Below are 14,063 nucleotides of genomic sequence, written 5' to 3'. Positions count from 1 at the left end.
CACACACGCCCGTCATGATAGCCGGGTCACACCTGCATTATGCCGTTTGTGCATAGGCCAGTGTTTAACAGCATTGGCCCAAAAACTTCCACAAGCCTAGCATTCGCAGCGTTCCGGCCAGTTCCGGGTCCCTATCGAGATGATTTCCGTCATGTCCTCTGCTGCATCATTCCGTACCGAAAAAGACCTGCTTGGCGTACTCGAAGTACCCGCTCAAGCGTATTACGGCATCCAGACCCTGCGAGCGGTGAACAACTTCCGTCTCTCGGGCGTTCCGATTTCGCATTACCCGAAATTGGTGGTCGGTCTGGCAATGGTCAAACAAGCGGCGGCTGACGCCAACCGCGAGCTGGGTCAGCTCAGCGAAGCCAAGCACGCTGCCATCAGCGAAGCCTGTGCCCGTCTGATCCGCGGCGATTTCCACGAAGAGTTCGTGGTGGACATGATTCAAGGCGGCGCCGGCACTTCAACCAACATGAATGCCAACGAAGTCATCGCCAACATCGCGTTGGAGGCCATGGGCCACAACAAGGGCGAGTACCAGTACCTGCACCCGAACAACGACGTGAACATGGCGCAGTCGACCAACGACGCCTACCCAACCGCGATCCGCCTGGGTCTGCTGCTGGGCCATGACGCGCTGCTGGCCAGCCTCGACAGCCTGATCCAGGCCTTCGCCGCCAAAGGCGTCGAGTTCGGCCACGTGCTGAAAATGGGCCGCACCCAATTGCAAGACGCCGTGCCGATGACCCTCGGCCAGGAATTCCGCGCCTTCGCCACCACCCTGAGCGAAGACCTGGCCCGCCTGAAAACCCTGGCGCCAGAGCTGTTGACCGAAGTGAACCTGGGCGGCACCGCCATCGGCACCGGCATCAACGCCGACCCACGCTACCAGGCCCTGGCCGTGCAACGCCTGGCCACTATCAGCGGTCAGCCGCTGGTGCCAGCAGCCGACCTGATCGAAGCCACCTCCGACATGGGCGCCTTCGTGCTGTTCTCCGGCATGCTCAAGCGTACCGCCGTAAAGCTGTCGAAGATCTGCAACGACCTGCGCCTGCTGTCCAGTGGCCCACGTACCGGGATCAACGAGATCAACCTGCCGGCCCGCCAGCCAGGCAGCTCGATCATGCCCGGCAAGGTCAACCCGGTGATCCCGGAAGCCGTGAACCAGGTCGCGTTCCAAGTCATCGGCAACGACCTGGCCCTGACTATGGCAGCCGAAGGCGGCCAACTGCAACTGAACGTGATGGAGCCGCTGATCGCTTTCAAGATCTTCGACTCGATCCGCCTGCTGCAACGCGCCATGGACATGCTGCGCGAGCACTGCATCGTCGGCATCACCGCCAACGAAGCGCGCTGCCGCGAACTGGTGGAGCACTCCATCGGCCTGGTCACTGCACTGAACCCGTACATCGGCTATGAAAACGCCACCCGCATCGCCCGTATCGCCCTCGAAAGCGGCCGCGGCGTGCTGGAACTGGTGCGCGAAGAAGGCTTGCTCGACGACGCCATGCTCGACGACATCCTGCGCCCCGAAAACATGATCGCTCCACGCTTGGTCCCGCTGAAGGCCTAAGCGTTTGTTGCACCGCTCACCAGGTTGAGGGACTAGACACCTCTCACCTTTTGAGGGCCTGAAGGCTCGTTCTTCAGGCCCTTTTTTTTGCTTGTAGGAGCGAGCTTGCTCGCGAAAAACGGCAAGACACCACGTCCATCCAGGAGGTACGCATTATCGTTCACGACCTTCGCGAGCAAGCTCGCTCCTACAAACCTTTAATCGACTCGGGCAGACGGATCACGTTCGCCTAGGTATAGTGCCGCCCCTCTTCGCGTCTGCGGCCGTCGGTAACGAGGCCCGGATACAGCGCGAAACCGCATGAATAACAACCCGCAAAAGGATTGGGGTCGAACTGCCGCGCACTGCCTGGTGCCATGCGGCGTGGTCGGACCGTCCTGCGTTTGCCATTAGAAAAATCAGCGAGGAACACTCCATGCTCGAAGTCATCAACGACTTCCTCTCAGGGAAAGTACTGATCGTGCTCATTGTCGGGCTCGGCGGTTATTTCACGATTCGCTCGCGTTTCGTTCAACTGCGTCACTTTTTCCACATGTTCTCGGTGTTCAAAGACAGCCTGAAGAGCAGCTCCGACCAGCTCAGTTCCTTCCAGGCGCTGATGCTCAGCCTGGCCGGCCGCGTGGGTGCCGGTAACATCGCCGGTGTCGGCATTGCCGTGACCCTGGGTGGCCCCGGTGCGGTGTTCTGGATGTGGGTCACCGCGTTGGTGGGCATGTCGTCGAGCTTCATCGAGTGCTCCCTCGGCCAGTTGTACAAGCGCACTGACGCCGAAGGCACCTACCGTGGCGGCCCGGCCTACTACATCCAGCACGGCCTGCAGAAGCGCTGGCTGGGTATGGTCATGGCGTTCCTGCTGCTGGTGACCTTTGGTTTTGCGTTCAATGGCCTGCAAGCCCACGCAGTGACTCACTCGCTGAACAACGCCTTCGGCCTCGACACCACCTACACCGGCCTTGCGCTGGCTGTATTGCTGGGCCTGGTGTTCATCGGCGGGATCAAGCGTATTGCCTCGATTGCCGACCTACTGGTGCCGGTCAAGACCCTGGTGTACATCGCCGTGACCCTGTATGTGATCGTGCTGCAATTCGACCACGTTCCGGCCATGCTCGCGACCATCGTCAAGAGTGCTTTCGGTCTCGACCAAGCCTTCGGTGGCCTGGTCGGCAGTGCAATTATCATGGGTGTAAAGCGCGGCGTATTCGCCAACGAAGCCGGTCTGGGCAGTGCGCCTAACGTGGCGGCAGTAGCTTCTGTAGAACACCCGATTGCCCAGGGCGTGGTCCAGGCGTTCAGCGTGTTCCTCGATACCTTCGTGATCTGCACCTGTACTGCGCTGCTGATCCTGCTTTCCGGCTTCTACACCCCAGGCTTTGAAGGCGACGGCATTGCCCTGACCCAGAATTCCCTGGCCGCTGTGGTCGGCGACTGGGGCCGCATGTTCATCTCCGTGGCCCTGGCGTTGTTCGTGTTCACTTCGATCATGTACAACTACTACCTCGGCGAGAGCAACCTGCGCTTCCTGGTCGGTAACAACCGCAAGGTGCTGATGGGCTACCGCGCACTGGTGCTTGTGTTGATTTTCTGGGGCTCCATCGAGAACCTGAGCACCGTGTTCGCCTTTGCTGACATCACCATGACCATGCTCGCGTTCGTCAACCTGTTCGCCCTGGCGTTCCTGTTCAAGATCGCCATGCGCATCCTGAACGACTACGACAACCAGCGCGCAGCGGGCATAAAGACCCCGGTGTTCGATTCCAGCCAGTTCCCTGACCTGGACCTGGACCGCAAGGCCTGGCCGGCCAATCCGGTAAAACCGGAAGCGGCGCCATCGGCAGAGCTGAACGCTCAAACGCAACGCTAAGCGTAGATAGATGACACGCCGCCTCGCCTTGGGCATGCTCTGGGCCCGGCGGCGTTTTTCGTTCAGGAGAATCTCAATGTCAGCATCCAACAACGTCATGGTGCTCTACACCGGCGGCACCATCGGCATGCAGGCCAGCGCCAATGGCCTGGCCCCCGCATCCGGCTTCGAAGCCCGCATGCGCGAACAGCTTGCCAACGAGCAACTGCCCAACTGGCGTTTTCGGGAAATGTCGCCACTGATCGACAGCGCCAATATGACCCCGGACTACTGGCAGCGTTTGCGCACGGCCGTGGTCGAGGCGGTGGATGAAGGCTGCGATGGCGTACTGATCCTGCATGGCACCGACACCCTGGCCTACAGCGCGGCGGCCATGAGTTTCCAATTGCTCGGCCTGCCTGCGCCAGTGGTGTTTACCGGCTCGATGTTGCCCGCCGGCGTGCCCGACAGCGATGCCTGGGAAAACGTCAGCGGCGCGTTGATTGCCCTGGGGGCAGGCCTGGCGCCCGGCGTTCACCTGTATTTCCATGGCGCACTGATGGCGCCGACCCGCTGCGCGAAGATCCGCAGTTTTGGCCGTCATCCGTTTGCCGCATTGCAACGCAACGGCGGCGTGACCCAGGCCGATGTAATCCCGGCGGCGCTGCATTTTCGCCAGCCGAAAGCGTTGGCCAATGTCGGCGTGCTGCCGCTGGTGCCTGGCATTGCTGCCGCGCAACTGGATGCGCTGATCGAAAGCGGCATCCAGGCACTGATCCTTGAATGCTTCGGCAGCGGCACCGGGCCAAGCGACAACCCCGCGTTCCTCGCCAGCCTGCAACGCGCGCAGACTGAAGGGATTGCGGTCGTAGCCATCACCCAATGCCATGAAGGCGGCGTAGAGCTGGACGTCTACGAAGCCGGTAGCCGCCTGCGCGGCGTGGGCGTATTGTCCGGCGGCGGCATGACCCGGGAAGCAGCGTTCGGCAAGCTCAATGCGCTGATCGGTGCCGGGCTCGCTACCCAGGAAGTCCGCCGCCTGGTGGAGCTGGACCTGTGCGGCGAGTTGCACTGAGCGGCATGTAACTTGCTCCTCTTCCAGCCATCCCGTGGCTGGAAGACTCTATGTTGCACTCCCACCTCACTACCCTCAACGCCGTCTCGCTGGTCATTAATGCGTTCAAGGCCGAAGGCTTGCCCGCTGAAACGTTGCTCGCGGGCAGCGGCATTTGCGCCGCGGACTTGAGCCGCGCCGACGCCTGCATCACCACCAACCAGGAGATGCGTGTATGTACCAACGCAGTCGCGCTGCGGCGGGATATTGGCCTCGAATTGGGCCGCAAGATGCATGTGTCGTCCTACGGCATGCTCGGCTATGCCCTGCTCACCAGTGCCACCTTCGGTGACGCTTTGCGCCTGGCGCTACGCTACCCGGCGCTGCTGGGAACACTTTTCGAGCTGAGCCTGGAAAACGACGGTGAGCGTATCTGGCTGACTGCCGCCGATTACCGGGAAACGCCCGCGCTGGAAATGTTCAACGTCGAATTCTGCCTGGTTTCGCTGAAACTCATCTGCGACGACCTGCTGGGCCAGTCGCTGCCGTTACTCGGTGCGAGTTTCGAATACAGCGCGCCGGACTATCACGCGCGCTACCACGAGTGCTTCGCGTGCTCGCTGCATTTTGAAGCCAGCGCCAACGCCTTTGCGTTTGATAAGCGCTGGCTCGACCAGCCGCTGCCACTGGCCGACGCCGTCACCCATCAAGCCGTGACCGATCGCTGTCGCAAGCAGAACCTGGAGTTCACGGGGCGACAGGCCTGGCTGGGTCGAATCCGCCGTCTGCTCGCCGCCCAGCTTCACGCCGCGCCCGGCATTGAAGGTTTGGCTGAGCAGATGAACTGTTCCGCGCGAACCTTGCGTCGGCATCTGCACGACTTGGGCAGCAGCTACCAAGAACTGCTCGACGAGCTGCGCTTCGACCGCGCCAAACAGTTGCTGGGGCAGGACGAGCTGCCAATCTACCGAATCGCGGAACAACTCGGTTTCAGTGAAACCGCCAGCTTTCGCCACGCATTTGTACGCTGGAGTGGCGTGGCCCCCAGTCAATTTCGCCCCTGACGCATCGCAATGGCGCGCCGATGCGCGCTAACGGGGCGAATTGCGGACACACAATTTGGCCGTATTTATCCCCTTTTGGCCGCTCTTGCCGTTCTCTTAAAACCGCCCCACCGCAAGACTGCATTGACTGACAAAGCTTGCGGAGAACAACAAATGCTGACGATCTACTCAGACGATCACCACCTGCACCACGGCCGTTGTGAACTGATGGACGGGCAACTGATGCCCTGCTTCGAAATGCCCTCGCGGGCCGATCACGTGCTGCAACGGGTAAAAGACCGCGAACTGGGCCCGGTCCACGCCCCGCAGGACTTTGGCTTGGCACCGCTGCAACGCATCCACAGCCGCGACTACCTCGACTTCTTCCAAGGCGCCTGGCAACGCTGGACCACCTACGGCCAGGACGGCGACCTGTTGCCCTACACCTGGCCCGCCCGTACCTTGCGCCGTGTGTTGCCCACCAGCCTGCACGGCCAACTCGGTTACTACAGCTTCGACGGCGGCGCGCCGATCACCGCCGGCACCTGGCAAGCAGCGTATAGCGCGGCGCAAGTGGCGCTCACGGCGCAACAGGCGATCCAGCAAGGCGCGCACAGTGCTTTCGCGCTGTGTCGCCCGCCAGGCCATCACGCTGCCAGCGATTTGATGGGCGGTTATTGCTACCTCAACAACGCCGCCATCGCCGCCCAGGCCTTTCTCGATCACGGCCACCAGAAGGTCGCGATCCTCGACGTCGACTACCACCACGGCAACGGCACGCAGTCGATCTTCTATGCGCGCAGCGACGTGCTGTTCACCTCGATCCACGGCCACCCGGAAGCAGAGTTCCCGTTTTTTCTCGGTTATGCCGATGAGTTGGGCGAAGGTGCAGGTGAAGGCTTCAACTTCAATTACCCGCTGCCGGCAGGTTCCGGCTGGGACCAGTGGAGCACAGCGCTTGAAGAGGCCTGCGCCGAGATTGAACGCTATGGCGCCGACATCATCGTCGTGTCCCTGGGCGTGGACACCTTCAAGGACGACCCTATCTCGCAGTTCAAACTCGACAGCCCGGACTACCTGGCGATGGGCGCACGTATCGCCCGCCTGGGCAAACCCACGCTGTTCGTGATGGAAGGCGGCTACGCCGTCGAAGAAATCGGCATCAACGCCGTTAACGTCCTCGAAGGTTTTGAACAAGGATCAGCACCATGAAGATGCTCAAGTACGTTGCCCTCTGCGCTGCCGTTCTCGGCGGCGCGGCCCACGCAGAAGAGAAAACCCTGCGGGTCTACAACTGGTTCGACTACATCACGCCCAAGGCGCTCGAAGACTTCAAGACACAAAACCCTACGGTCAAATTGGTGTACGACATCTTCGATACCAATGAAGCCCTGGAAGCCAAACTGCTCACCGGCAACTCCGGCTATGACGTGGTAGTGCCGTCCAATGTGTTCCTGGCCAAGCAAATCGAGGCCGGAGTTTTCCAACCGCTGGACCGCAGTCAATTGCCCAACTGGAACCACCTCGACCCCAAGCTGATGAAGCTGATCGAAGCCAATGACCCGGGCAATAAATTCGCCGTGCCCTACATGTACGGCACCATCCTGATCGGCTTCAACCCCGACAAGGTCAAGGCAGCGTTGGGCAGCGACGCACCGGTCGACAGCTGGGACCTGATATTCAAGGAAGAGAACATCAGCAAGCTCAAGCAATGTGGTGTCGCCCTGCTGGACTCGCCCTCGGAGATCCTGCCCCTGGCGCTGCAACACCTGGGCCTGAACCCCAACAGCAGCAATCCCAAGGACTATGAGAAAGCCGAAGCGCTGCTGATGAAGATCCGTCCGTACATCACTTATTTCCACTCGTCCAAGTACATGGCCGATATCGCCAACGGTGACATCTGCGTGGCCGTCGGCTATTCCGGCAGCTTCTCCCAGGCCGCCAACCGCGCCAAGGAAGCCAAGAACGGCGTGACCGTGGACATGCGCCTACCCAAGGAAGGCGCGCCGATCTGGTTCGACATGCTCGCCATTCCCAAAGGTGCGAAAAACCCGCAGGACGCCTACACCTTCATCAACTACCTGCTGCAACCGCAGGTCATCGCGCCGATCAGCGATTTTGTCGGCTACCCCAACCCGAACAAGGATGCTACCGAGCAGGTCGATGCAGCGATCCGCAACAACCCCAACCTGTATCCCACCGAGGCGGCGATGGCCACCTTGTATACCTTGAAGCCCCTGGGTCGGGACGCCGAGCGTGCCAGGACACGAGCCTGGACCAAGATTAAATCGGGTACCTAACTACCACCGCTTGATGGGGCGACGCCCTAACGTGGGCGAGGTCTTGAGCTGCATTGTGCGGCTCATCGCCTCGTCTATCAGGAGCGCCCCTTGCCCTCACTACCGTCCACGCCCAGTGGCAATGATTTGCTGGCCCAATTGACCACCGGCCCCTCGTTGCGCGAAGTCGCAGCGACCACCCTGCGTTCGGGCTTGCGTGAGCTGTACCCGGACCTCGACATCGACCCCGACCTGGCAACGCTGGTCACGCCACGCTGGTTTATCAGGGGTGAGCAGATCCTCCCCGTAGTGCCAGACTTCCATTCGCTGACCGGTGCGCTGCACCGCAGCACAAAATCCGGCACCCCGGTGACCTGGATCGACGGCGAGCATTACCTGGTCTATCAATCCATCACCGGGCCGAATATTCACCTACCGGTGAAGGTCGACGCCATCGGCCGCCTGATCAATGAGTTGGCACCGCTGCTGCTGGTCGCGTACCAAGAGCAGCAACTCGCGTTCTGGAACCAGGGCGTCAACCATAGCGGCCCGCGCTGGCGCACGCTGGCCAACTCGCTGCGCGCTATCTGGAATGTGCACAGCGTCGAAGGCTGGGACGAGGACCAGTGCGCGCTCGCCAGGACGGTTTTTCACTACCCCGATTACGCCCAGCGCCTGCCCCATGACAAGTACGGCACCAAGGTCTACTTGATCGATGTCGACATTCAACGCGGCGCACGGGTCAAACACTTCAACCTGTCGGCGCTGACGGTGCTGGTCGGCCGCCTCGGCGAGCGGGACATTATCCTCAGCTATTCGATCATCGACGGTTACGCCGCGTTCAGAACCCTGAAGGACTTTGGTGATGCCCTGAGCCTGCAGATTGGCATTGCGCCGCCCGCAGTGGTGCAATGGCGTTTGTTCGAGCCCTCGGGTGATGTTTTTGAACAACAGGCCTGCTCATTCATCTCGTTGCAGATACAGGCGCTGGGCGCCGTGTCCTTTGAGGACGGAGAACTGGCGACCAGCGCTGCACTGGAGCCGCCAAGCGACGAAGTTGACTCGTTCGAGCTGATGGACCCCGCCCGGGTCGACTGGGTGCGTGACGCCTTATCCACCTGGATGCTCGAGGCTTTACCGTCCGATCAAACAGCCTTCGGGCGCTACATGATGGACCTGGCGGCCCTGCAAATTCAGCACGCCGGTAAAAAGTTTAACGATGGCATCAAGCCCATCGGCGAATTCGCCCTGGATGCCCTGCACACGCTGATGGTCAGGGATCACCCTGGCATTGCCCGCTCCACGCTCAATAACGTGCGGATCAGCGTCACCAGCCAAGTAGTCTGGGGCACGTTGGTGGTGCCGGGAGATACCCAAACCCAAACCTTTACCCTGGCCGAACTGGCGCTGGAAAACCTGATCGCGTTGCCCTTGGGCAACAAAACCGTCAGCTTTGAAAACGGCAATGGCGTGCCCACCTGGATGACGGCAACCTACCTGGAAGGGCTGATCACCCAGGCGAATGTCGGCGAGCACTACCCGGCCTTGGTCAAACGCACTTTACTGGATGACTCTGCCGAATCATTACGCCGCCAAAAGCTCTACAGCGCCCAATTACGCCTGCAACTTCCGCTGCTGGCGTTGCAGTACAAAGTTCAGAAGGTCTACGGCCTGACCGAACAGGGTTATCGCTACGTCTGCGCCGCCATGAATGAGGACCGTACAGCTCGCGAAGTCGACGGCACGCCGATCGTCATCCGCCCACTGTCACTGCACCCCATGCGCCGCCTGACCGGCGCCGTCGACGTGGTCGACAACATGTTCATCATTGGCCCCCGGGACCGGAAAAAAGGCCCTTGCCTGCTCTATCGTCCGATGAGCAAGGAACAACTGATGGAGTTCCCCTCGCCGGCCAACCTGCTGTACGCCATCAAACAACAAACTCCGTTACGCCAATCGGTCCTGGCTTGGCTTCCCGACCGAGTGCGGACGGCTTACACGCAGTTCGTTTTTCCGGGCAGCCTGCCTTCACCCTGGGTGTTCACCAGCCTGATAAACGATCCGCTGAACGCGTTGGTGATGACAGGGCTTATCGATCTGGGCAGTGAGGTATTGCGTGACGACGACTTCGCGACCTTGTTCAAAGCCAACGCCAACGCGCTGATCACCCTGGCCGACCGCCAATCGACATCCAATGCCGAAGCACGCTGGGAAAGCCTCAAGCACGCCGGATGGCTGATCTTCAATAACGTATTGCCGTTCATGGGCGGCACCGCCGGCGCCGCGACCTGGATCTGGCAACTGATGGATGACCTCCAACAGTTGGTCGACGCCAAAGAAATCGGCGATCGTTCCGCCGGGCTCTCGGCCGTGGTGGATATCCTGCTGACGCTGGGCGTAGTGCTGGTGACGCATGTTGCCACGCGGTATCGCCCTGAATCGTCGATCGAGAAACCGACCACGCAGACAGAGTTGCCACCGGCTACGGCCGACGTCGAGGTTATTCAAAAGCCTGCTATCGACACAGCGGAACTGCCGGTCGGCCACGAGCGCACCCTGCATATCAGCGGTGCCTTAAGCCGTAACGCGCTAAGCCTGGGGGCTTACCTGGACGGTTTTGCGCTGCCCAAACCGGATCAGTTGGGCGAGCAACACAAGGTCGCCGGGGCCCATCTGAACCTCTATGCCAAAGGCGAACAGTGGTACGCCCCGGTCGGCGCGCGATGGTTTGAGGTGGTGGTCGATGCGAATGACGAAGTGTTGGTCGTTGATCCGAAACAACCGGCCCGACGCGGCCCGCCATTGGTCGGCAACCGATTGGGCCAATGGTTTGTCGACACGCGCTTGCGCCTGCGCGGCGGCGGTCTGCGTGCCCGACGTAAAAAGGGTGAAGCACTGCGGCCGCCGAAAATCGCGGATTTGCGTGAGCAACTGGCGAAATTTGATCGAGAGCACCCCCAACGACATAGGGATCTCGAAGCGTTGCATGCGGCTATCGACGGTGCGTCAAGCGATACCGCAAAAGAGGCGGCCAGAACTACCTTTCTAGAACAGGTGGACGTGCAGCTCAAAACACTGGATGTGCCGATTTCGCAGCTAAAATCCTTGAAAATTCTCGATACGGTGCCCAACTATCAGGAGGCCATGGCAGGCTATCTGAACCACCAGATACTGCTCGCGCGCTCGGCTGCCGCTGAACAGCAGATTCCATTTCGCGAGGAACTGAACACCATTCACGAGCACATCGACGTTGAGGGCGCGCAAGAAGACGCCTTGCCTGAGGCCCGCTTTCGGAGCACGTTTACATCGACCCAGGGCATGATCGATCGACTGGAATATATACGCGCACGCTTCAAGGACGCCCGCGACCTAGGTGCGCCGGGAGTCAAGCTGATCCAGCTCAACGAACCCCACCTGCGCGCCTATGACATAAATGACCTCAGGGCTTACAAGATCACCTTGGGTAACTTCCTATGCGTAAAGGCAGGCGAGTCGGTAACCCACGCTGATGCCAAGGAGGCCGTAAGCGGCATCGTCGAAGCCGCAGAACTGGCGGTACAAACGCTGAGGGAAGCCCTGCACCCAGCCAACTTAGTCCCCCAGGAGCAATTGATCGAGACCCTGGCCAGCCTGCAAGAGCAATTTGCAAGGGTTGACCAAAACCTGGTGGACCTGCCGGCGGAGTTTCCCAGCGACCTCAACAAGCCCGATCTGGAAAACCTGCGCGCACAAATCAACGAATTTGCCCAACTGGCAGAAAAACGACTGACCGAGGAGCTTCGTTCGCGAAAAACCCTGGCCCCCACGCCTGGCCCGTCTCGTCCCTCACCCAAGGCAAAAAAGAAACACATCAAAACACGCTACCAAGGAATGCTGGTCGGAGAGGAGCGTGAAAAACCTGCCGAAGACGGCAAGGCCCTGGTCGATGTGAAGGAGCCGCTGACCGGCAAAGTGATCGCCACCTTCCATGAGAAGGAGCCGGGGATTTGGGTTGAACAAGAACGTACGCCCAAGCCTGCAACCCGAGCACCGACTCGCGACGTGGCGATGAGCATCAACGCCGGCCAGGACCTGGTCGACGGCGTCGACGCCTTTATCACCGACAAGGAAGCCTGGGCCAAGGAAACCACTCAGTTGCCGGTGGAAATTGAAGAGCGCTTCCATCGCAGGGCCGCCAAACTGGAACGGGCCAGCCAAGACATCGAAGCGGCGTTGACCGCCACTAATCAGACCGAGAGCAGCACACCCTCAGCGGTGGTGACCAACCGCAATCTCGAAGAGGCCGTCAAAAAGCTCTACCGGGAGGGTAAACGCATCAAAATCGACGTACTCAAACGCCGTCCACCGCAAGCGGCGCATGTGGAATTGTTGTTGCGCGAAGGTGAAGTGACGGTCGACCCGCCCGCAGGCCCGCGCATCAAACTCAGCGGGCGCGACAAGGGTTTCCTGCAGGAATATGCGGTGGTAGACACCAAGACCAAACGTCCGTTGTGGTACGCGCACTTTCACTACACCACGCTGACCGGGGCGGAGGAAGCCTATACCGCGGCCCACCTGAAAACCCGGTCGCAACGGCTCATGAAAGGCAAGTTCGAACCCTTGAGCGACATCGCCATCTACCGCAGTGAAATCGGCCCACAACTGGCCCGCTCGTTGTTCCTCAAGGTCAGGCCGATTCGGCTCATGGGCTAGCCGATCCAGGCCTTGCGCAATCGACTCAGCGCGTGACTGATCGCCGCCTCGGGCACTGCGGCAAACCCCAGCACCAGCCCGGCACGCTGATCGGGCGGGGTGCTGGAGTCGGGTAGCCAATAGCTGCTCAGGCCATTGACCTCCACCTCCACGGCGCGGGCCTGCTCCACCAATTGGTGCTCACGGGCCAGGCTGTCCACCCGCACGGTAAGGTGCAACCCAGCAGCCGTATTTGGCAGGTTGCCCACGCCCGGCAGCTCGCTTGGCCAGCCGTTCAGCAATGCGTTACGCCGACTGAGTGCGGCTCGGCGCATACGCCGGATATGCCGCTGGAAATGCCCGGCCGCCATGAATTCGGCCATCACCGCCTGGGTACTCACTTCGGAATGGCGCATGTCCACCGCACGCCGCCGGGAGAATGCGTCCACCAGTCCCACCGGCAAAACCAGATAGCCCAGGCGCAACGCGGGAAACGCCACCTTGCCGAACGTGCCGACGTAGAGCACCCTCCCGCTACGATCCAGGGCCGCCAAGGGCGACAATGGTGCGCCGCTGTAACGGTACTCGCCGTCGTAGTCATCCTCGATGATCCAGCCACTCGTGCGCTCGGCCCAGGCGAGCAATTCCAGGCGCCGCGCCAGGCTCATCACCACCCCCAACGGGTACTGATGGGACGGCGTGACGTAAGCCACACGGCAGCCCTGCAGGGTGTTGAGCACCTGGCAATCAATGCCCTCGCCATCCACCGGCACGCCGTGCAACTTTCCGCCCGCCAGGGCGAACGCATGCCCGGCTGCGCGATAGCCAGGGTTTTCCACCGCCACGCTGTCACCGCGCTCTACCAGCAACTGTGCACAAAGGCTGATCGCCTGCTGCGCGCCACTGGTGATCACTATTTGTTCAGCCGTGCACTGCATGCCCCGTGAGCTGCGCAGGTAGGCGGCGATCAAACCGCGCAGGCGACCATCACCCGCCGGGTCGCCATAACAGAGCTGTTCCAGGTCCGGCTTGCGCCAGAACGCCCCGTTCAGCTTGGCCCATACCTCAAATGGGAATAGATCGAACGCCGGTACGCCTACCCGAAATGCCCGTGGCGGTCCCGCTGGAGGCTGGGGCAGATGGTTGGTTTTTATCTGCGCCAAGCCACCGCTGTGGATAACTTCACTGTCCAGATTCTCCGGTAAATTGGCCCATTTTGTGGATAAGGCTGGGGATAAGCCCGTGGATAACCCTGTGGATACTTTTGTGGATAGTTTTTTGGCTGCGGGCAATTGAGCTACGTAAGTACCATCACCGACCCGACTCTCAATAAACCCCTCGGCATACAGTTGGTCGTAGGCCCGCACCACGCTATTGCGGGAAATCGACAACGCCGCCGCCAAGTCACGGGTTGCCGGCAAGCGCGTGCCGCTGACCAGACGCCCGTCCAGCACGCGCTGGCGCAGGGCTTCATACAGCTGGCGCGTCAGCCCTTGGCGGCGGTCCAGCTCAATACCGGCGGGGTTGAACGACAAGGGCGGTGAGACAGGCGACATATTGGACCTATGAAATGGCTGCCAGATGGATCTTTAAACCAGCC

At 60.8% G+C, this 14,063-nt stretch carries 8 protein-coding genes; 7 read left to right on the top strand and 1 reads right to left on the bottom strand.

Annotated features, from left to right (window positions below):
- Positions 1-151: 151 nt before the first annotated feature.
- The 7 genes from aspA (at position 152) to HX868_RS27445 (ending at position 12,484) form a co-directional block, all read left to right on the top strand.
- Positions 152-1,576 carry an aspartate ammonia-lyase gene (aspA, locus tag HX868_RS27475; RefSeq protein WP_028618519.1) on the top strand — a complete coding sequence of 475 codons (1,425 nt, stop codon included), beginning with the start codon at positions 152-154 and terminating at the stop codon, positions 1,574-1,576.
- Between the two features lie 415 nt (positions 1,577-1,991).
- The gene (locus HX868_RS27470) at positions 1,992-3,437 is read left to right on the top strand and encodes an alanine/glycine:cation symporter family protein (protein WP_177005007.1); all 1,446 of its coding nucleotides are present in this window, start codon (positions 1,992-1,994) and stop codon (positions 3,435-3,437) included.
- A gap of 76 nt (positions 3,438-3,513) precedes the next feature.
- Positions 3,514-4,491 carry an asparaginase gene (locus HX868_RS27465; RefSeq protein ID WP_177005006.1) on the top strand — a complete coding sequence of 326 codons (978 nt, stop codon included), beginning with the start codon at positions 3,514-3,516 and terminating at the stop codon, positions 4,489-4,491.
- Between the two features lie 50 nt (positions 4,492-4,541).
- Positions 4,542-5,534 carry an AraC family transcriptional regulator gene (locus HX868_RS27460; RefSeq protein ID WP_177005005.1) on the top strand — a complete coding sequence of 331 codons (993 nt, stop codon included), beginning with the start codon at positions 4,542-4,544 and terminating at the stop codon, positions 5,532-5,534.
- A gap of 153 nt (positions 5,535-5,687) precedes the next feature.
- Entirely contained in the window at positions 5,688-6,725 is a 1,038-nt protein-coding gene (locus tag HX868_RS27455) for a histone deacetylase family protein (protein WP_177005004.1), read from the top strand.
- Complete coding sequence (locus tag HX868_RS27450; protein WP_177005003.1) at positions 6,722-7,813, top strand: polyamine ABC transporter substrate-binding protein; 1,092 nt, start codon at positions 6,722-6,724, stop codon at positions 7,811-7,813. The genes HX868_RS27455 and HX868_RS27450 overlap by 4 nt, the downstream gene beginning before the upstream one ends.
- 90 nt (positions 7,814-7,903) lie before the next feature.
- Positions 7,904-12,484 (top strand): dermonecrotic toxin domain-containing protein, encoded by a 4,581-nt coding sequence (locus tag HX868_RS27445; RefSeq protein WP_177005002.1) that lies wholly within the window; start codon positions 7,904-7,906, stop codon positions 12,482-12,484.
- On the opposite strand, the gene pdxR is transcribed toward HX868_RS27445, so the two are convergent.
- Positions 12,481-14,019, bottom strand: a complete 1,539-nt coding sequence (gene pdxR, locus HX868_RS27440; RefSeq protein WP_177005001.1) for a MocR-like pyridoxine biosynthesis transcription factor PdxR — start codon at positions 14,017-14,019, stop codon at positions 12,481-12,483. The genes HX868_RS27445 and pdxR overlap by 4 nt on opposite strands.
- Positions 14,020-14,063 lie beyond the last annotated feature (44 nt).

The organism is Pseudomonas reactans (assembly GCF_013385825.1).
GTDB classification, from domain to species: Bacteria; Pseudomonadota; Gammaproteobacteria; order Pseudomonadales; family Pseudomonadaceae; genus Aquipseudomonas; species Aquipseudomonas reactans.
This window is presented reverse-complemented; position numbering and strand designations above follow the sequence as displayed.